This window comes from Stenotrophomonas sp. 1337 (genome assembly GCF_031455455.1).
Classification (GTDB): domain Bacteria; phylum Pseudomonadota; class Gammaproteobacteria; order Xanthomonadales; family Xanthomonadaceae; genus Stenotrophomonas; species Stenotrophomonas indicatrix.
The window spans coordinates 553,312-571,114 of record NZ_JAVDSR010000001.1; the positions used below are offsets into that span (position 1 = coordinate 553,312).

The following is a 17,803-nucleotide window of genomic DNA, read 5'->3' on the forward strand; positions in this document are numbered from 1 at the left end:
TCTATGTCGTGGCCAAGGCGCGCCCGCGCCGGGTCGCCCCAGGCGAGTGCCCGATGACGCGCTTGTAGGCGCGACTGAAAGCCGCCTGCGACGCGTAGCCGAGGCGCTCTGCCACTACCTCGATCGGTAGGCTCTGGTGGGTCAGCCATTGACTTGCCAATTGCATCCGCAGCTCAGTCACGTACCGCAGGGGTGCGGTTCCAATAACGGTCTGGAACCGATCTGCAAAGACAGAGCGTGAGATGTTGGATTCTGCGGCCAGCGCTTCGACGGTCCAGTCACGCCCGGGGTCTCTGTGCAGGGCAAGCAACGACAGCGATAGACGCGGGTCGCGCATGGCCATGACCAGGCCGGATGCGCCGTCGCAACCGCGCTCGACCCAGTCACGAACGATCATGGCGGCCACTGCATCCGCCAGCCGGGAGAGTATTCCTGCATATCCGATACGTCCGGAGCAGACCTCGCGCTTCATCGCGTCGACCATGGGCAACAGCCCAGGGAACTGCGTGCCGTTGCCATCGGCCAACATCACCGCCGGCATCACCTTGCTCAGCCCTTGCATGCCGCCCAGATCGAACACCATGCAGCCGTGGAAGAGCACTGCGCTCGGCACGGCGTGCGTGCTCGGGCACGTGTCTATGCCGCTCACCGCGTCACCCAGCGGGGCTGCGTCTATCGTTTCCAGGCACTGGACGGGGTGGTCGTCGCCCGACAGCAACGCGTGTCCTTCTCCGCGGGGAAGAAGCACGACATCCCCGGCAGACAGGCGGTGTTGGCTACCGTCCGCGCCACGAAGAATGGCAGTGCCCACTGCCAGGTAATGGAAGTAGGCATGGCCTGGCTTCGGAGAAAATCCAAGCCCAAAGGTCGGCCCGGTCTGAATGCGTCGGTATTGAGCGCCGTGCAGCCGCATGCCGGTCAGCAGCTCGCTGATCAGGTCGGTGGGCTGGGATGGAGCGTGGCTCATGAGACGGCCCGGGGTTTCGATCAAAAATACAGGTCATGCCATCATAGATCATCCGGGTGTGGCTCCCTAGACTCTCGGCTGCACGATTGCACTGGGATCTTTGATGAGTAATGACGTAGCTGATGCCGCAGACGCACCTGATTCTGTGGCCTGGAGTAGCGGGGAATCTTCTTCCTCGGCATGGGTAGCGGTGTTTTCGCTGGCCATGGGTGTCTTCGGGCTGCTCACGGCCGAATATCTGCCTGCCAGCCTGTTGACGCCGATGGCGGCGGACCTGGGGGTGTCGGAGGCGCTGGCTGGTCAAGCAGTGACGGTCACCGCTGTAGTGGCCCTGTTCGCTGGCCTGCTGGTGCCGCGGCTGACCCGTTCGATAGACCGGCGCCTGGTGCTGTTGAGTTTCACAGGTCTGATGATCCTCTCCAACGCCCTGGTGGCATTGTCGTCCAGCATGGGCGTCCTGCTGGTGATGCGCGTCCTTCTGGGCATCGCGCTGGGCGGTTTCTGGAGCATGGCAGCGGCCGTGACCATGCGGTTGGTGCCGCCGCAGCGCGTGCCTCGCGCGCTTTCCATCATTTTCAGCGGCATTGCGGTCGGCACCGTGGTTTCCGTTCCTTTGGGGAGCTACCTGGGAGGTCTGCTGGGCTGGCGCAGCGCCTTCTGGGCTGCGACGGCGGTAGGTGGACTCACGTTTGCGTTCCAGTGGTTCACGCTGCCCCGAATGGCCCCGCGCAAGGCGGCAGTCCCAGAGTCGGTGGTGGGGCTCCTGCGCCGGCCAGGCGTTGCGGTCGGCATGCTGGGCTGCGTTCTGGCGCACACCGGTCAGTACTCGCTCTTTACGTACATCCGCCCCACGCTGGAGAGCCTGGGGCAGATGAGCGCGGATGGCCTGGCGCTGATTCTGCTCGGATTCGGTGTGGCGAATTTCGTTGGCACCCTGCTGGCCGGCTGGCTCATGGAGCGCAGCTTGAAAGTCACGTTGGTGATCATGCCCGCCTTGGTTGGCGCAGCCGCGCTGGGCATGCTCCTGTTGCCGGTGGGCGTTGGCGGGCTATCGGTTCTGGTCGTGCTCTGGGGCCTGGCCTTCGGTGGCGTGCCCGTTGCCTGGTCGAGCTGGGTTGCACGTGCGGTGCCCGATCAGGCCGAGAGTGCCGGCGGGATGGTGGTCGCTGCTGTGCAGTCTTCGATCGCCGCGGGTGCCGCTTTGGGCGGCCTGGTGTTCGGGTTCGGGGGCATTGTTGCCGTGCTCACCGTTGCTGCGGCGGTGATGCTCATCGCGAGCCTGCTCATTGCGTTCCGTGTCAGGGTGAGTTCGGCGACGTTGTCGGCGGGTCCGGTGTTTCACATCTAGCCGTCATCTGTCCTGAGCGTCCTACTGGGTATCAAGCCGGTGATCGACCGGGTATTTTCGTGCGCTGAACTACCTGAGGCGTTCAGCCGGCGCGGGCAATGCTGGCCGCGCTGATCTTGTCGGCCCTGGTGTCGCCCCGGACCTCAGGCATCTCGCCTCAGCCAGGCCACCAGCGCCGAAAATGCCGGCGAGGGCTGCCGACGGTTCGGGTAATACAGGTGATAACCGGGGAAAGGCAAGCACCACTTGTCCAGCACGGCAACCAGCCGCCCCTCGGCAATGTGGTCGGCCACCATCGGCTCGGGCGCATACGCCAGGCCCAGTCCATCCAGTGCGGCATTGATGACGTGGATCATGCTGTTGAACACCAGTGGCCCATCACCGCGCACGGTGAATTCCTTGCCCTTCTCTTCGAACTCCCAGGCATAGATGGCGCCGTTCGGGCGATGCCGGATGTGCACGCAGCGATGTTGCGTGATATCGGCAGGCTTCCTTGGCTTGGCGTGCCTCTCGAAGTAGTCGGGGGATCCAACCACCACCAGGCGCCAATCCGGTCCGACCCTGACCGCGATCATGTCCTTGCTGAGCGCCTCACCCAGCCGGATGCCGGCGTCGAAGCGCTGTTCAACCACATTGGTGAAGCCGTAATCGACGTAGAACTCAAGTGTGATGTCCGGATACTCGGCGAGGAACCCGGCAAGGCGAGGGCGGACGATGGTCTCCATGGAATCGTCCGTACAGGAGATTCGAAGAGTTCCGGCCGGGCGGTCGCGCAGATCCCCCAGTGCCTCTACGCTGGCGACGATGGCCTCGAAGTGCGGTGCGATGGAGCGCATCAGGCGCTCGCCCGCCTCGGTCAGGGAGACGTTGCGCGTGGTACGGGCCAGCAGGCGGATGCCCAGGCGCTCTTCCAGCAGCCGCATGGAATGGCTGAGCGCTGAGGGCGTAACACCGAGGCGGACAGCTGCCCTGGTGAAGCTCTGCTCCTGTGCCACCACCAGGAAGGCTTGCAGATCATTGGTCTTCACGCCGTTCATGGGCCAATTGTGAGCGCAACTCAATAATGCATCAACTTTCAGCTGGCTTATCGCGGTAGCGGGCGGCGCCTATCGTGGCGACCTGACTCCCCACTGAGGCCGTCCGCACATGAAACCCACCACGCTGCTGTTGGCACTGATCGCCAGCCATTTCGTTCCGCAGTCGGCCTTGTCCGCTGAGGCGCCGGCGGCCCCAAGAACCGCCGGCGCCGACAATTTCTACAGAAGCGCCAGCGTAAAAGGCGAGCGCGTCAGCTTCCTCAACCAGTACCAGATGGAAGTGGTCGGGACGCTGTACCGGCCTCAGGGCCTGACGCATGGCGGCCGCGCACCCGCCGTGGTGGTCGGACACCCGATGGGCGCGGTGAAGGAGCAGAGCTCACAGCTGTATGCGCAGAAGCTGGCGGAGCAGGGTTTCGTTACGTTGGCGATCGATCTTTCCTTCTGGGGAGAGAGCGCCGGTACCCCGCGGCACCTGGTGTCGCCTGAAATCTATTCGGACGACGTCAGCGCGGCGGTGGACTTCCTGAGCACGCAGCCGTTCGTGGATCCGCAGCGGATTGGTGGCCTGGGCATCTGTGGCAGTGGCAGTTTCGTGATCAGCGCAGCCAAGATCGACCCGCGCATCAAGGCAATCGCTACGGTCAGCATGTATGACATGGGAGCCGCCGCGCGCCAAGGGCTGAGCCACGCGCAATCGCTGGAGCAGCGCAGGCAGATGATCAAGGCTGCAACGGACCAGCGTCTGGTCGAGTTCAACGGTGGGCCGGCAGTCCATGTACCTGGCACCGTGAACAAGCTCGAGGCCGATGCGTCCGAAGTGCAGCGCGAGTTCTTTGATTTCTACCGCACGTCGCGTGGCGCTTACACTGCCGAAGGCGAGCGCAGCGACTTGACCACCCAGCCGCTGTTCAGCAGCTTGGTCAAGTTCGTCAATTTCTACCCCTTCAACGATATCGAGACCATCTCGCCCAGGCCGATGCTGTTCATCTCTGGCGACCACGCCCACTCGCGTGAGTTCAGCGAGGACGCGTACCGCAGGGCAGGGCAGCCGAAGGAGCTCTACTGGGTGAAGGATGCCGGTCATGTAGACCTGTATGACCGCACCGACCTGATTCCCTTCGCAAGGTTGGCGACGTTCTTCCAGCAAGGTCTCGCTGGGAAATGAGCAGCAACGACGCGACGGCCGACCGGGCCAACTGGGGCGGGGTGCTGGCAATGACGCTGTGCGTGTTCGCACTGATCGCCTCTGAATTCATGCCGGTGAGCCTGCTTACGCCCTTGGCGGCTGACCTTGGCGTGAGCGAAGGGCTGGCCGGGTATGGGATTGCCATCTCTGGTGCCTTCGCCGTGCTGACCAGCCTGTCGATCTCCCGGTTGGCCGGGAGCATCAACCGGAAGACAGTGCTGCTGACGCTCACCGCATTGATGGCGGTATCCGGCGTGGTGGTGGCATTGGCTCCCAGCTACCCGATCTACATGATGGGCCGGGCATTGATCGGCGTGGTGATCGGCGGCTTCTGGTCGTTGTCTGCGGCTACGGCCATGCGGCTGGTGCCAGCAGCGCGGGTGCCGCGAGCACTGGCAATCTTCAATGGCGGCAACGCGCTGGCAACGGTAGTGGCTGCCCCCTTGGGCAGCTACCTTGGCGGCGTGATCGGATGGCGTGGGGCATTCCTGTGCCTCCTGCCTGTGGCCGCCATCGCGCTGGCATGGCAGTGGCTGTGTCTTCCTTCCATGGCCGCGGAACGACGGCAATCCCGGGGCGGGGTGCTGGCCCTGTTGCGGCGGCGGGTGGTGATGTTGGGAATGGCGGCGTGCGGCATCTTCTTCATGGGGCAGTTTGCCTTGTTCACCTATGTGCGCCCGTTCCTGGAAAAGGTCACGGGTGCAGGGGAATCCGCCGTTCCGCTGGTGCTGCTGGCCATTGGTGCAAGCGGCGTTGTGGGCACGCTCGCGATCGGGGCATTCATCAGGCGTGGTCTTTATCGCACACTGGTGGCCGTCCCGATCCTGATGGCGGTGATTGCCGCGGCGCTCGTGGCGCTGGGGCCTCAACTCTGGCCGACGGCCGCACTGTTTTCGGTATGGGGTCTGCTGGCCACGGCTGCGCCGGTGGGTTGGTGGAGCTGGCTGGCACGCACGTTCACCAACAACGCTGAAGCGGGCGGCGGGCTGATGGTAGCGGTGGTGCAGTGCTCGATCGCGCTGGGCTCCAGCCTTGGCGGCGTGCTGTTGGACAGTGTTGGTTTCGCCTGCACATTCCTGGCCAGTGCGGGCTTGCTGCTGTTCGCGGCATTGCTCGCCTATGTCACGGCCGCCGATGCTGCGTCCGCATCCGGCTCGGCGGTCGCCGTAGAGGCATGAGGCTGATGAGGCGCGCGACGAGGATCATTGGGCAGCTGCTTTCGCTTTGCCTTGCCTTCGCGGCGGTGTCCGCATGCTCTGCCGAGCAGAAGCATCACACCGTCGCGCCCATGAAAAACGCATCCAACCCGGAGGTGCCCTCAGTGAAGGTTCGACTGATCATCAACAGCCAGACGTTGTCGGCCACGCTGGAGGACAGCGTCCCTGCACGCAAATTCGCCGCACAGTTGCCGATTACGCTGCAGCTTGAGGACCATGCAGCTACGGAGAAGATCGCGCAGCTCCCGTACGGTCTCAGCATCGCCGGCGAACCGGATGGGTTCACGCCAGTGGCCGGCGATATCGCCTTCTACGCGCCGTGGGGAAATCTGGCGCTCTTCCACAGGCCGTTCCGTTACTCGAAGGGTTTGGTGCGGTTGGGCCGCATCCAGGGGGACTTACAGGCGCTTCGCGCGGAGGGACCAGTGGAAGCGCGGATCGAGTTCGAGTAGACGTCTGGCTACGCCCCCTGCACACGAAGGAGCAGCTATGAACAGCAAGTACAGCCGGTTCTCTGTCACCGGGCTGGATGCCCACCAGCAAGCCATCATTCCAATCAGCGCCTGCGCAGCGGCGGGCAACATGAGTGCCCTTGATCAGGCGTTGAATCAAGGTCTGGACGCGGGGCTGAGCGTGGCAGTGGTGCGCGAGATCCTCGTGCAGGTCTATGCCTATGCAGGTTTCCCACGGAGCCTGAACGCGTTGAGCGAACTGATGAGGGTGGCGCAGGCACGCAGGCAGCGGGGCATCCAGGATGAAGCTGGCCGCGAGCCGGGCAGGCCGATCCCCAAAGGAGACGCACTGCTCGCCGCAGGCACGGCCAATCAGACCAGGCTGGCTGGCGGCCCGGTCTCAGGGCCGTTGTTCGATTTCGCACCCCAGGCAAATGAGTACCTGCGTACGCATCTGTTTGGCGACATCTTCGAGCGCGACAACCTTGATTGGCAAATCCGCGAGTTGGCCACGGTCAGCATGCTGGCTGCCATGTCCGGGGTGGAGCCGCAGTTGCAGTCTCACATTGGCATCAGCATGAACATAGGGCTGCGCCCAGAGCAGCTGTACGCGCTGGCTGCTGTTCTCGAAGCGCGCTTCGGCCTGGAGGCCGCGGAGCGTGTTCGTGTCGGTATTCAATGCCAGCTGGACGTTCGGCACGAATGATGTTCAGACGGGAGATTCCGTCGCATGGCTCGCGCATTGGAGGATTGAATGAAAAATTGGAGGATTGAATGAAAAAGATGATCATCGGCACGTTGATCAGCATGCTGGCAGGACCCTTCAGTGTTGGAGCGCAGGAGGTACAGATGACAAGGCTCTCGAAGATCACCGTCAATGCAGACCATCTGCCCGCCTATCGAGACGCCTTGGCTGAGGAGGTTCGCGCTTCAATGAAGCTGGAGCCCGGCGTGCTGTCGTTGTATGCGGTCTTTGACAAGGAAGATCCGACCCGGCTGACAATCCTTGAAATCTATGCGAGCCGACAGGCTTACGAACAGCATGTGAAGAGCTCGCATTTCCTCAAGTACAAAAGCGGGACGCTGCACATGGTCAAGTCACTGGAACTGGTTATGTTGATCCTCTTCTGCCGGAGTTGAAGATCAAATAGCCGCCGGGTGGCTGGTGGACCGAAAGACTCCCCGGGAACATTGAGTCGATGCCTCAAGGCCATCCGGCTTTCGCCATGGCCCGACCAGGCATTCAGCGCACGCTCGATTTCAGTCCAAACAGGGGCCGCAACCAGCGGGAACGTCGGATCAGCAGTTCGTGCAGCAGCAGGCAACCGCCTACCGTGCCGAGCAGCACCAGCGCCGGCTCCATCCAGGGCCCAAGCTGCATCGGCTTCAGCCAGAACAACACGGCGATCATCAGGCTCTGATGCAGGACATACCAAGGATAGATGGCCTCCGTGCAGTACGGCAGCCAAGGGAAGGGGCGATCCAGACAGTGCTTGCCCCAGCCGAGCAGGGTCAGCAGCATTCCCCACGAGTACACCACCTCGCAGTACTGCGACTGCAGGCGCCAGAAAGGTTCCGGCCACTGGCGCAGTGGCGATGCCGGAGGCAACCAGCGCCCCAGCGCTTCCAGGAACAGGTACCACGCAACAGCACCCAGTACCGTGGCCAGTGTTGCCCAGCGAAGCGCCTCGACCCGTTCCCAGAAGCGCGGCTCACGGCCGAGCAGGTAACCGGCAAGGAACACCGTCCCGTACTTGGCGTGTTGATGGACATCGTCCACCAGGGTGTTGGTGGCAGGGTAGGACGGGGCGAGCCACACCAGCCACAGCAGCAACAGCAGCGCCGGAAGCCCGGTCAGCATCCAGCCCGGGGCGTTGGCAAACCGCCGGCTGGCCGATCGCAATGGCGCCGAATCCAGCACCGGCAGGGCGATGGCCAGAATCGTCGTATACACCCAGAGATAGGCCAGGTACCACAGATGGTTCCAGGTGATGCCGAAGCGATCACCGGCGAAACTGCCTTCCGGCCATGGGCGCACCTGCCAGTAGCGCAGCAGGAATTCCCAGAATCCGGGCGCGACCATGCCTCTGCTCACACCCTCGCAGTACGGCTGGATGGGCACGACCACGAACATGCCGAAGGCGAGCGGCAGCAACAGCCTCCCTGTCCGCTTCAGAATGAAGCGACCGCGTTGCAGTCGGTTTCGTGTCAGCGCAATGGCCACCCCGGAAATCAGAAACAACAGTGACATGCGCCAGCCGTTGAGCAGGCGCATGGGCCATTGAAGTGCGTCGGTCGTGAAGCTGCCCTTGAGATGAAAGCCCCATTCGCCCACGTACGCCATGGCGGTGTGGTAGAGGATCAGCAGGGCGAAGGCGATGATGCGAAGAGCATCGATATCGTGGCGGCGCGTCATGATGGTTCTGCTGGAGGCAAGATCGGGCCAATGTGCGGCACGTGGCCGACAGGGCCAGCGGCGAAGGGATGGCCCGTTGACGGAAAGTGACCAATGGCGGGGTTCGTGGGACGGATGGCGCGGCTAGAAGTGCCACCTTGTCGCGTTATGCGCCGTTCTGTGTGGCCACCACCCCATGCCTGTCCCTTCCTCCCCACGCTTGCCCCTGGCCTCCCGTCTGCTGATGTGGGCAGGGATCCTGCTGGTGGTGGCCGTGGCCAATGCCGTGGTGGAAGTCATGGACGCACAGCGCCGTGGCGATGTACTTGCGCTGTGGGAGCCGCTGGTCTGGGAGCTGAGCAGCGTCGGTGTGATCCTGGCCTGCCTGCCGATGCTGTGGTGGGGCTGCAGGCGCTGGCCCCTGCACATCGACACCTGGAAGCGGCGCCTGCCGCTGTACCTGCTGGCCAGCGTGGGATGGTCGTTGCTGCATGTGCTGGGCATGATGGCGGTGCGCGAGGTCACCTACCTTGGGCTTGGTACAACGTATGTGGATGGCTCCAGCTGGGCGTCACGGCTGCTGTATGAGTACCTGAAGGACGTGCGGGTCTTCTTCAGCTTCGTGGCGCTGGAGCATTTCCTGAGCTGGTTCGGCCGCCGCCGTCAAGGCGAAGCCCATCTGTTGGCAGCGCCGGAAGATGGCCCGCCAGTCGAGCCTGTTCAACGGCCCCAGAATTTCCTTGTGCGCAAGTTGGGCAAGGAATTCCTGGTGGCCACCGAGGAGGTGGAGTACGCCCAGGCCTCCGGCAACTATGTGAACCTGCGGGTGCGCGGATGTGACTATCCGCTGCGGATGACGATGGCCGCACTTGAGGAGCGCCTTGATCCTTCCGTTTTCCTGCGCTGCCACCGCAGTTGGCTCATCAACCGCCGTCATCTGCGCTCGATCGAACCTGCCGATGGCGGTGAAGCCCTGCTGCACATGGCCGATGGTGCACGGGTGCCGTGCAGTCGCCGCCAGTTGCCAACGCTGCGGCAGGCACTGGGAGGAAGGTGATGGATGAGGCATGACTTCATGCACTGCAGATTGACTACAAATGTAGTCATTGTCTCTGTGTCCATTGAAGGAGCCCGCCATGAGAGCACCTCTGCTTGCCTGCCTGTTCTTCCTGGCGCTGCGCCCGTTTGTGGCCGCAGCCAACACGCCTGATGCCTTGGCAGCGATAGACCGGAATGCCCGCAACGCGCATTCCGACGCGGTCTACATTGAAAGCGGGCGCGGGGTGCTGCTGCAGATCGCGCCGGCAGCCGGTGAAGACCGCATCCACCTGATGTCGGCGACCAAGTCCGTCGTCGCCCTGGCCATCGGGCTGCTGCTCGATGACGGCAAGCTCGCATCCATCGACGAACCGGTCAGCACGGTGTACCCGGAATGGCGCCAGGGCAGGAAGCGGGACATCACGATCCGGATGTTGATGGACCACACCTCCGGCCTGCAGAACGTGGCCAACGCGGGGGTGGAACTGGAGGGCGCGCCCGATCTGGTGAAGCTGGCGCTGGCGGCCGAGGTGTCCAGCGATCCAGGCACCACCTTCGCCTACAACAACAAGGCGACCAATCTTCTGCCAGACATCGTGCAGCGGCTTGCCGGCAAGCCACTGGATGTCTACCTGGACGAACGGTTGTTCAAGCCGCTTGGCATCACCGGCCATGCATGGATGAAGGACCAGACCGGGACGCCCATGGGCATGGCCGGGCTGTCGCTGTCGGCGGTTGATCTTGCAGCGATCGGACGATTGATGCTGGACGGCGGTGTCACCCCGGGCGGCAAGCGGTTGCTGAGCGAACGCTCGGTGGCGTTGATGACCGCCGAAAGCGTGCGTTCCCCCGACGTCGGCCTGTTGTGGTGGCGCATCCCCGCATGGGAGCACTACCGATTGAAGGCCGGTGCGGCCACGCTTCTGAGCGCTCGCAGCATGGATGCCATGATGCTGGACGCGCTGCTGGCCGCCGACGGCCAGGTATTTGACAGCAAGTCAGCGCTGATCAGCTTCCTGGCCGAACGGCTGGGACCGAGCTGGCCCCAGCGCTACACTGCGGAAATCACCGGGCGTGGACTGAAGCTCGGCGACATCTTCGACATCGACCGAGGGCCGGTAGCGGCCTACGCCGCCAACGGCTATCTCGGCCAGCACCTGGTCATTGTTCCCGACAAGGGCGTGGTGGCGGTAAGGCAGATACAACGGCGGGAGAGCCACAGCGCCCCGCTCGACGATTACGCCGCGTTTCCCATGGATGTACTGCGGTTGGCAGAGACGCTGTGACTGGCCAGCACGCTAGGGAATGCGGCAGCCCGCGAACACATCCAGTCGCGGCTGGTAGATACCGCTGCTGATATCGAACAGTCCCAGCAGGGAGTGGAAGAGATTGTCGTGGCTGTAGGATCCGGTGCCCGCGGCATGGCGCAGGCAGGCCAGATCAAGGCGGGCATGGGTTGCAAAGCCCGGGGAGAACCACATCACCATCGGCACCTGGGTCTGCTCGCGTGGCGCAATGAAGTAGGGCGTTCCGTGCAGATACAGGCCGCGCTCGCCAAGCGACTCGCCGTGATCGGAGACATAGATCAGTGCAACGTCACGCTGCTCCGAATAGGTCTGCAGCAGGTCGATGGCCTTGCCCAGCAGCCGGTCGGTATAGACCAGCGTATTGTCGTAGGTGTTGGTCAGCGCTTCGTTGCTGCACTTCTGTATCTGGTTGCTGTCGCAGGTAGGGCTGAATGCCCTGGAGTCGGCGGGATAGCGTTCAAAGTAGGTGGGGCCATGGCTGCCCAGCTGGTGCAGCACGATCAGACCATCACCCTGCATGGCCGCGATGCGCGTGTCCAGCTGGTGCAGCAGGATCTCGTCATGGCAGGTGCCATCCTTGTTCACGCACAACCCAGGCACCTTCAGCGGCGGCATGTCGTCGGTGGGAACGCGGTTGCACACGCCCTTGCAGCCACCGTTGTTGTTGTCGCGCCAGAGCACGCTGGCGCCGGTGCGCTGCAGGATGTCCAGTACGTTCTCTTCCGATGCCGCAGCGACGCCTTCGTACTGCGACCGCGGCATCTGCGAGAACATGCACGGCAGCGACACCGCCGTTGATGTGCCGCAGGATGCAACGTCCCGGAAGCTGATGACGCCGTCCTTGCGTGACAGCTGCGGGTTGGTTGGGCGCGGATAGCCGTTGAGCTGGAAGTTCTTTGCACGTGCCGTCTCGCCGGCCACCAGGATGACCAGGCGCGGGCGCTCGCCGGGCGCCCGCGCGGCGTCTTCGCCGATCGTGCGCAGCGGCTGTGCCTTGGCGCTGTAGCTGCTCCGGAGGTAGCCATAGGTGTGACGAAGGACGTTCATCGGCAGCACCTGCTCGCGGATGTAGCGGTTGTTGCGGAGCAGCGACGAATACTCCTTGTAGAACGCCAGGCTTACCGCTGCCAGCACCATCAGCGTCGCCAGCACGTTCCCCAACCACACCAGCGCCGCCCGCAAAGGGCGCCCGCTGTTTCCACTGCGCATGATCAGCAGAACGCATGTGGGCAGCGCGCCCAGCAGCAGCACCGTCAACAGCAACGGCAGCGACAGGTAGGAGGTCATTTCGGCCTGGTTGGTCTCCAGTGCGTTCTGCACCATGTCGCGGTCGATCAGTACGTTGTAATGCAGCATGAAGTAGGTGCACGCAGCGCTGACGACAACCAGCAACGCCAGCACCGGTTTGCGCACATAGGGAAGCATGCCGATGGGCGTGAACAGTAGATTGAACAGGCACAGCAGCAGCACCGGAAGGCTGCAGAAGAACAAAGCGCTGCGCAGATCATGGATATCGATGAGAGACCAGAGCGTCTTCCAGAGAGCGATGTTTCCCAGCGTGGTGAAGAACAATGCCGTGCACCAGACAAGCATGATCGGATGTTGCGGGACAGACCTGAAGCATGAACGCACGTGCAGAATCCGCTGAGCCAGAAGTGCGCGCAGTATCTGGACGCGTTCATCAGGAAGTTGTCAGGTTCCTTGCTCATCCCATCAGGACCACGGCCCACACCGTAGCCACCATCAGCAGGGCCGTGCTCTGTGCGGCACTGCCCATGTCCTTGGCGTTCTTGGACAGTGGATGGTGTTCCAGAGAGATGCGGTCGACCACCGCTTCGATGGCCGAGTTGAGCAGCTCCACCAGCAGGCTGATGAAGCAGACCATCAGCATCAGGGCGCGCTCGCTGCGGTTGACGTCCAGCAGGAGCGCGACGGTTGCCACCGCGCCATGCAGCAACAGCAGCTGCCGGAACGCGGCCTCACCCTTGAATGTCGCGACGAAGCCGTCGCGGGAATGGATCACGGTATGCAGGATGCGGCGCAGCCCGGTCTTGCCGTGCGCGTACTTGCCGTTGCCCTTGGGTTGCCCTGGCTGCATTTCGTACCTGCCTTCATGAAGAGATCCGGCAAGGGTGGAAGGAGCAATGTCAGGAAGCTGTCAGGTATCGGCTGCGGCTGGGCGCATCTGCAGGGTGAAGCAGCAGCCTCGCACCGAGGTCTCGACCGTCATCTGCCAGCCAAGATGCTCGACCACGCGCTGCACGATGGACAGGCCCAGACCTTCGCCACTCTGCCGGGCGCTGGTCACGAAGCGCTGGAACTGCTGCGCGTCGATGCTGGACGGCAGCCCCGGGCCGGTATCGGCAACCCGCAGCGTGGTGCCACGCAGCTCCACCCGTACCTCGCCTTCCTCCGTGTACTGGCACGCATTGCGCAGCAGGTTCCAGATCACGCTCTGTGCCAGCACGTCATTGGTCAGCAGCTGCTCGTCCTGCGCCGCATCAAGGGTCAGCCGCACCGGCTTTCCTGCCAGCCACGGCACGCATCGCGCCATGCATTCCTCGATCACCGGTCGCAGCAGCAGGTTGCTGCGTGGCACCGTCCTGGGGTCGCGGGAAAGCAGCAGCAGGCAGGTCAGCTGGCGCTGCATTTCCTGCGTGGTCCGCACAATGCGCTCGGCACTGGCCAGCAGCCGGCTGTCGGCCGGCAGCTGGTGCAGCAGCGTTTCGGCGGCGCCACCGATGATCGCCAGTGGTGTGCGCAGTTCATGGCTGGCGTCGCCGGCGAAGCACTGTTCACGCTGCAGGAACTGCTCAAGTTCGTCGCTGTGCTGGGCAAAGGCGCGCGCCAGAACGCCGATCTCGTCGCGCGCGTCCTGGAAGGGAAAGGGCTTGTGCTTGTTCTGCACGGCATCAGCCAGGCGCGTAATGGGCGCGATGACGTGGGCCGACGTCCGGCGACCAATCCAGAACGCACAGAGCACGCAGGTCAGGATCACCAGCGCAGCAAAGGCGTTGATCAGGTGCTCGAGGTAGGCGTAGTGATCACCGTGCTGCAGCAGGTAGTAGCGCTGCCCGCTGCTTTCGAAGACCCGAAGGTGCCATTCGTTCGGTGCGGCTTCACCGTGGTAACCCAGCCCGTACCGGCGCAGCACCTGCGGAACCGTATGCGGATCAAACAGCTGGCTGCCTTCCGGCAGGTCCGGTTGCACGCCTTGGGCCAAGGCCACCTGCAGCCTGCGGACCTCCCGGTCCTGGCTCATCGAAACCACGGAGGCCCTTACGTCGTCATAGTCCACCAGTTCGACCAGTACGATGAAGCCCATGGCACCGGCCATCAGCAACACGAACGCAACGGTGATGCGCGTTCTCAGGGTCAAGCTTCGATAGAGGGACTTCAGCGAGCGGGCATTCATGGGTGGCGACTATTCCGCATGTGCTGGCGCCGGCGTGCCCAGGCGCCAGCCGACACTGTGCACGGTAGCAATGAGTGCAGGGTCGAACGGCCTGTCCACCTGAAGGCGCAGCTCATGGATATGCGTACGTAGTGCACCGCTCTCCGGCGGCTCGTCGCCCCATATCAGGTACTCCATCTCCTGCTTGCGCACCACCGCCGGCGCGGCCCGCATCAGGCACATCAGCAGCTTGTGCGTGGTCGGTGTCAGGTTGAGGGCCTGGCCCTGGCGCCATGCCTCTGGCGAACGGGTGTCGACCCGCAGGTCCGCCCAGGCCAGCACGCTCTGCACCTGCCGGCCCTGGGCGCGGCGGACCAGCGCCTTGATGCGCGCGTCCAGCTCCTTCAGGGAAAAGGGTTTGACCAGGTAATCATCCGCACCCAGCGCGAGCCCCTGCACGCGGTCTTCCACCGGATCACGGGCGGTCAGCATCAGGATCGGCACCGGGTTCTGGAACTTCTCGCGGAGTGTCCGGCACAGCGCCATGCCATCAAGGCGGGGCAGCATCAGGTCCAGCAGGATGGCATCGTAATCATTCTGCGTTGCCCTGCGCAGGCCGCTGGCACCATCCCGTGCATCGTCAAGTACGTAGCCCAGTGGCTCGAAGAACGCGTAAAGGTTGGCAACCAGCTCGGGGTTGTCTTCAATGATGAGCAGTCGTGTCATGGGCTACGTGCATCCGTGCATGAGCAGCGGACTTTGGACGATCACCTGTGGTTTGCCAAGTGCGGGGAGGTGCTGCAGGCCATCGCCGGGGCACGGCGACAGGCGCCTGTGATAGCGTGCCAGGATGAAGATCCTTGCCATATCCGGTAGTGCACGCCGGCTGTCCACCAACACCGCATTGCTGAGGGCGCTGGAAGAAATCGCGCCGCCGGATATCGCGCTGACGACCTGCGCCGATCTCGGCGGACTTCCCGTTTTCTCTCCCGACCTTGAAGATCTGCCCTTGCATGACAGCGTCGTGCGCTTCAAGCAATGCATTGAAGCCAGCGATGGCATCCTGATTTCAAGCCCTGAGTACGCAAGAGGCATTCCCGGCGGCCTGAAGAACGCCATGGATTGGCTGGTATCGGGCGACCTTGTGGTTGCAAAGCCCATCGCCCTGGTGCACGCCTCCCATCGCGGCGACGACATGCTCGCGTCTCTCCGGCTTGTGCTGTCGACCATCAGTTCCCGCTTCAACGAGGAACTGTTCCTGCGCTTTCCTTTCATGAAGATGGAGCCGGAGGCCATTGCCAGTGCTGTAAGACAACCGGTCAATCGCGCGCCGGCAGAGGCCTTTCTTCAGGAATTCGCCCGCTACTGCGGCCGACCGCAGGGTGATCGCGCATGATCGATAGCGCGGCCTGCTGACAAGGGCGGTCCGGACACGCACCGTGCGTCCGCAAGTTCCGGCCATGCGCTTGCGGCGTCAGCGGGTCACAGGGATGCAGATGGGAATAGCCTGCAGCGTCCACGAACTGCGGCAGCGTCCACAGCTGGCCATTGGGCCCCCAGCGCGTGCAGACGCTGCACATGTCGCCGGCAATGAGGGAGCCCGCCGCAGCAGCTCATCCAGTCGGTGCGCTTGAACCGGGCGCGGCTGATGCTGGAAAGCGGCAGGCTTCCGGTGGAAGAGGTGGCCGCGCAGGTAGGCTTGGGCGATTCTGCGACACTCAGGCGATTGCTGCGCCGCCGATTGGGCCTGACTCCCACCCGGATTCGAGGGTGAGGGTGCCGCATTGCTGAATGCGGGTTTGCGGGCGCACATCGGGTCCGATCGGGGTGCACGGATTCATTCACAGGCGCTGCCCTATATTCCGGGTCACAACGCCGCATACCGCGGCTGGACCGGGAGCATTCCCATGAAAACCGGACATTTGCTTGGCATTGCCCTGGGCGCTGCAATCACCTTGATGGCCGCCCCCGCCTGGGCCGATCCGCCGCACCATGCACGTGGCAACGGACCGCCGCCCCACGCAGGCGGCCCCCACAACCGCGACGCACCGCCGCCGGGCTGGCAGAAAAAGGCATGGCGCCGCGGTGACCGCTTGCCCTGGGCCGAGGTTGACCGCCGCTACTGGGTGGACGACTACGCGCATTACCGTCTGCGCGATCCCGGTCGCGGTCAGCGGTGGGTGCGGCAGTCGGATACGGAATACCTGCTGGTGGAGATCGCCACCGGCGTGATCATCGACGCCTTGCGTCGCTAGGGATTCCGGCACGGGCCCCCGGGCGGCACGCAGCCGCCGCGGGGGTAATGGCGGCACGACCGCCGGTGACATCGCGCTCTCACCCCGGCAACTCGCACTTCATCTTGCCGTCCACGTAATACGGCTTGGGTACGTTCGGGTTGTCGCTGGTCTTCTCAAAGACTACTTCGAACGACGCTGCGTCGGGCGAGCCCTTGCGATCGGTACACGCGTCGTGGAGTTTTTTCTTGACCGCGGCAATGCCGGCCTCGCGGTTGGCACCGTCGGCGCTGTTGGTCAGGTTCACGGTTTCAGCTAGGGCCAAGGGGCTGAAGGCAGACAGGCAGCCGGCGATCATCAGGGTATGCAGCTTGGTCAAGGGGGGCACCTCGCGGAAGTCCAATGAGGCGGTCAGCATAATGCGGGAGCGTTAACAGCACGTACCCGCTAGCGGCAGTTGGCTTGGCTGACGTTGTTTGGTACAAGCCAAGCTGTCGAAGATCAGAGAATGGGCGCGAGCCATGTCCGAACCCTATTCGGCCCTGCTCAGGCTGCAGCTGCCGCGCGAGCGTCTTGCACGCTGGTTGGCGGCCCCGGTGCCTGCAGCATCGAGGTGGAATGACTGGCGATCCATCGCCGGCCGGTGGCGCCTGCCCGGCGGCGTCGATCTGGCTGCGTCCAGTGATGCGGAGCTGGGTGAATTCCTCTCCGATTGCACTGCAATGCTGGCCAGGCATGCGGACAATCGCGCCGCGTTGGCCGCCCTGCTGGAATCGGCGCAGGCGGAGAACATCAAGGTTGCGGCCTACGATCGGGCCGGGGCGTACTTCGTTGCAGGGTCACTGACGTATTCCGAGAACCTCTATGATCTGGTCGTGTTTCTGGCGATGGCGCGGGGCGCCGCCGATTTCCTTGAGCCTGGCGAGCACGGCGTGGCACTGGTGCACGACTACCTATGGGCCGAGGACGGTGAGCGGGAGACGGTTGCTGCGGTCCACCTCGCCGGCAAGGGCGATTCGGGCTTCATGACGCCGGCGCAGGCCGGCGAAACCGCTGCGACCTTCGATGCAATGGTCGAGCTCATGCTGGACGGAGCGGACGACCCGCAGTTCACTCCACGCAATCAGTTCGACCGTATCCAGGAGCGCGGCCATGCGGCGCAGATATGACGATAAGCCCGCGCCTCCGCTGCATGTCGCCGGACCGGAATGAAGAGGCTGCTGCC

At 63.6% G+C, this 17,803-nt stretch carries 19 protein-coding genes; 11 read left to right on the forward strand and 8 right to left on the reverse strand.

Going from position 1 to position 17,803, the window contains the following annotated elements:
- Position 1 precedes the first annotated feature (1 nt).
- Positions 2-967, reverse strand: a complete 966-nt coding sequence (locus tag J2X70_RS02530; RefSeq protein ID WP_309908786.1) for an AraC family transcriptional regulator — start codon at positions 965-967, stop codon at positions 2-4.
- Positions 968-1,070: 103 nt separating this feature from the next.
- Between J2X70_RS02530 and J2X70_RS02535 the strand changes: the two genes are divergently transcribed.
- On the forward strand, positions 1,071-2,315 hold the full coding sequence (locus tag J2X70_RS02535) for an MFS transporter (protein ID WP_309908788.1): 1,245 nt from the start codon (positions 1,071-1,073) through the stop codon (positions 2,313-2,315).
- Positions 2,316-2,458: 143 nt separating this feature from the next.
- Here J2X70_RS02535 and J2X70_RS02540 read toward each other — a convergent pair whose 3' ends face one another.
- The gene (locus J2X70_RS02540) at positions 2,459-3,352 is read right to left on the reverse strand and encodes a LysR family transcriptional regulator (protein ID WP_033831116.1); all 894 of its coding nucleotides are present in this window, start codon (positions 3,350-3,352) and stop codon (positions 2,459-2,461) included.
- 109 nt (positions 3,353-3,461) lie between these two features.
- Between J2X70_RS02540 and J2X70_RS02545 the strand changes: the two genes are divergently transcribed.
- The 5 genes from J2X70_RS02545 to J2X70_RS02565 all read left to right on the forward strand — a co-directional run bounded on the left by J2X70_RS02545 (position 3,462) and on the right by J2X70_RS02565 (position 7,350).
- Positions 3,462-4,520 (forward strand): alpha/beta hydrolase, encoded by a 1,059-nt coding sequence (locus J2X70_RS02545; RefSeq protein ID WP_309908790.1) that lies wholly within the window; start codon positions 3,462-3,464, stop codon positions 4,518-4,520.
- Complete coding sequence (locus J2X70_RS02550; RefSeq protein ID WP_309908792.1) at positions 4,517-5,719, forward strand: MFS transporter; 1,203 nt, start codon at positions 4,517-4,519, stop codon at positions 5,717-5,719. The genes J2X70_RS02545 and J2X70_RS02550 overlap by 4 nt, the downstream gene beginning before the upstream one ends.
- Before the next feature lie 5 nt (positions 5,720-5,724).
- Positions 5,725-6,210, forward strand: coding sequence for a cyclophilin-like fold protein (locus tag J2X70_RS02555; protein ID WP_309908793.1), 486 nt, complete (start codon positions 5,725-5,727; stop codon positions 6,208-6,210).
- Between the two features lie 37 nt (positions 6,211-6,247).
- Complete coding sequence (locus J2X70_RS02560) at positions 6,248-6,916, forward strand: carboxymuconolactone decarboxylase family protein (protein ID WP_099842500.1); 669 nt, start codon at positions 6,248-6,250, stop codon at positions 6,914-6,916.
- 68 nt (positions 6,917-6,984) lie between these two features.
- Positions 6,985-7,350 (forward strand): antibiotic biosynthesis monooxygenase family protein, encoded by a 366-nt coding sequence (locus J2X70_RS02565; protein WP_309908796.1) that lies wholly within the window; start codon positions 6,985-6,987, stop codon positions 7,348-7,350.
- 103 nt (positions 7,351-7,453) lie between these two features.
- Here J2X70_RS02565 and J2X70_RS02570 read toward each other — a convergent pair whose 3' ends face one another.
- Positions 7,454-8,626, reverse strand: coding sequence for an acyltransferase (locus J2X70_RS02570; protein WP_309908798.1), 1,173 nt, complete (start codon positions 8,624-8,626; stop codon positions 7,454-7,456).
- 223 nt (positions 8,627-8,849) lie between these two features.
- Here J2X70_RS02570 and J2X70_RS02575 point away from each other — a divergent pair, with 223 nt between their 5' ends.
- Together J2X70_RS02575 and J2X70_RS02580 are read left to right on the forward strand one after the other, a co-directional pair.
- A complete protein-coding gene (locus J2X70_RS02575) occupies positions 8,850-9,662 on the forward strand; it encodes a LytTR family DNA-binding domain-containing protein (protein ID WP_309908801.1) in 813 nt (270 codons plus the stop codon).
- Positions 9,663-9,741: 79 nt separating this feature from the next.
- A complete protein-coding gene (locus J2X70_RS02580; protein WP_309908802.1) occupies positions 9,742-10,929 on the forward strand; it encodes a serine hydrolase domain-containing protein in 1,188 nt (395 codons plus the stop codon).
- A gap of 12 nt (positions 10,930-10,941) precedes the next feature.
- Here J2X70_RS02580 and J2X70_RS02585 read toward each other — a convergent pair whose 3' ends face one another.
- The 4 genes from J2X70_RS02585 to J2X70_RS02600 form a co-directional block, all read right to left on the reverse strand.
- Positions 10,942-12,543 carry a phosphoethanolamine--lipid A transferase gene (locus J2X70_RS02585; RefSeq protein ID WP_309908804.1) on the reverse strand — a complete coding sequence of 534 codons (1,602 nt, stop codon included), beginning with the start codon at positions 12,541-12,543 and terminating at the stop codon, positions 10,942-10,944.
- 112 nt (positions 12,544-12,655) lie between these two features.
- The gene (locus tag J2X70_RS02590) at positions 12,656-13,048 is read right to left on the reverse strand and encodes a diacylglycerol kinase (protein ID WP_309908809.1); all 393 of its coding nucleotides are present in this window, start codon (positions 13,046-13,048) and stop codon (positions 12,656-12,658) included.
- A 60-nt stretch (positions 13,049-13,108) separates the two neighbouring features.
- The gene (locus J2X70_RS02595) at positions 13,109-14,365 is read right to left on the reverse strand and encodes a HAMP domain-containing sensor histidine kinase (RefSeq protein WP_309908811.1); all 1,257 of its coding nucleotides are present in this window, start codon (positions 14,363-14,365) and stop codon (positions 13,109-13,111) included.
- 9 nt (positions 14,366-14,374) lie between these two features.
- Positions 14,375-15,070 carry a response regulator transcription factor gene (locus J2X70_RS02600; RefSeq protein WP_309908812.1) on the reverse strand — a complete coding sequence of 232 codons (696 nt, stop codon included), beginning with the start codon at positions 15,068-15,070 and terminating at the stop codon, positions 14,375-14,377.
- 124 nt (positions 15,071-15,194) lie between these two features.
- Between J2X70_RS02600 and J2X70_RS02605 the strand changes: the two genes are divergently transcribed.
- Together J2X70_RS02605 and J2X70_RS02610 are read left to right on the forward strand one after the other, a co-directional pair.
- A complete protein-coding gene (locus J2X70_RS02605) occupies positions 15,195-15,740 on the forward strand; it encodes an NADPH-dependent FMN reductase (RefSeq protein ID WP_059064348.1) in 546 nt (181 codons plus the stop codon).
- Between the two features lie 511 nt (positions 15,741-16,251).
- On the forward strand, positions 16,252-16,599 hold the full coding sequence (locus tag J2X70_RS02610; RefSeq protein ID WP_059064347.1) for an RcnB family protein: 348 nt from the start codon (positions 16,252-16,254) through the stop codon (positions 16,597-16,599).
- 79 nt (positions 16,600-16,678) lie between these two features.
- Here J2X70_RS02610 and J2X70_RS02615 read toward each other — a convergent pair whose 3' ends face one another.
- A complete protein-coding gene (locus J2X70_RS02615) occupies positions 16,679-16,957 on the reverse strand; it encodes a hypothetical protein (RefSeq protein ID WP_033832140.1) in 279 nt (92 codons plus the stop codon).
- A 142-nt stretch (positions 16,958-17,099) separates the two neighbouring features.
- On the opposite strand from J2X70_RS02615, the gene J2X70_RS02620 reads away from it, so the two are divergent.
- A complete protein-coding gene (locus J2X70_RS02620) occupies positions 17,100-17,747 on the forward strand; it encodes a hypothetical protein (RefSeq protein ID WP_309908815.1) in 648 nt (215 codons plus the stop codon).
- Positions 17,748-17,803 lie beyond the last annotated feature (56 nt).

Bases quoted from the DNA above. Each gene is read 5' to 3' on its own strand.
- J2X70_RS02610 (WP_059064347.1), top strand. From the start codon at position 16,252: ATGAAAACCGGACATTTGCTTGGCATTGCCCTGGGCGCTGCAATCACC.
- J2X70_RS02555 (WP_309908793.1), top strand. From the start codon at position 5,725: ATGAGGCGCGCGACGAGGATCATTGGGCAGCTGCTTTCGCTTTGCCTT.
- J2X70_RS02620 (WP_309908815.1), top strand. From the start codon at position 17,100: ATGTCCGAACCCTATTCGGCCCTGCTCAGGCTGCAGCTGCCGCGCGAG.
- J2X70_RS02565 (WP_309908796.1), top strand. From the start codon at position 6,985: ATGAAAAAGATGATCATCGGCACGTTGATCAGCATGCTGGCAGGACCC.
- J2X70_RS02545 (WP_309908790.1), top strand. From the start codon at position 3,462: ATGAAACCCACCACGCTGCTGTTGGCACTGATCGCCAGCCATTTCGTT.
- J2X70_RS02605 (WP_059064348.1), top strand. From the start codon at position 15,195: ATGAAGATCCTTGCCATATCCGGTAGTGCACGCCGGCTGTCCACCAAC.
- J2X70_RS02575 (WP_309908801.1), top strand. From the start codon at position 8,850: ATGTGGGCAGGGATCCTGCTGGTGGTGGCCGTGGCCAATGCCGTGGTG.
- J2X70_RS02550 (WP_309908792.1), top strand. From the start codon at position 4,517: ATGAGCAGCAACGACGCGACGGCCGACCGGGCCAACTGGGGCGGGGTG.
- J2X70_RS02595 (WP_309908811.1), bottom strand. From the start codon at position 14,365: ATGAATGCCCGCTCGCTGAAGTCCCTCTATCGAAGCTTGACCCTGAGA.
- J2X70_RS02560 (WP_099842500.1), top strand. From the start codon at position 6,248: ATGAACAGCAAGTACAGCCGGTTCTCTGTCACCGGGCTGGATGCCCAC.
- J2X70_RS02590 (WP_309908809.1), bottom strand. From the start codon at position 13,048: ATGCAGCCAGGGCAACCCAAGGGCAACGGCAAGTACGCGCACGGCAAG.
- J2X70_RS02530 (WP_309908786.1), bottom strand. From the start codon at position 967: ATGAGCCACGCTCCATCCCAGCCCACCGACCTGATCAGCGAGCTGCTG.
- J2X70_RS02570 (WP_309908798.1), bottom strand. From the start codon at position 8,626: ATGACGCGCCGCCACGATATCGATGCTCTTCGCATCATCGCCTTCGCC.
- J2X70_RS02580 (WP_309908802.1), top strand. From the start codon at position 9,742: ATGAGAGCACCTCTGCTTGCCTGCCTGTTCTTCCTGGCGCTGCGCCCG.
- J2X70_RS02585 (WP_309908804.1), bottom strand. From the start codon at position 12,543: ATGCTTGTCTGGTGCACGGCATTGTTCTTCACCACGCTGGGAAACATC.
- J2X70_RS02535 (WP_309908788.1), top strand. From the start codon at position 1,071: ATGAGTAATGACGTAGCTGATGCCGCAGACGCACCTGATTCTGTGGCC.
- J2X70_RS02600 (WP_309908812.1), bottom strand. From the start codon at position 15,070: ATGACACGACTGCTCATCATTGAAGACAACCCCGAGCTGGTTGCCAAC.
- J2X70_RS02540 (WP_033831116.1), bottom strand. From the start codon at position 3,352: ATGAACGGCGTGAAGACCAATGATCTGCAAGCCTTCCTGGTGGTGGCA.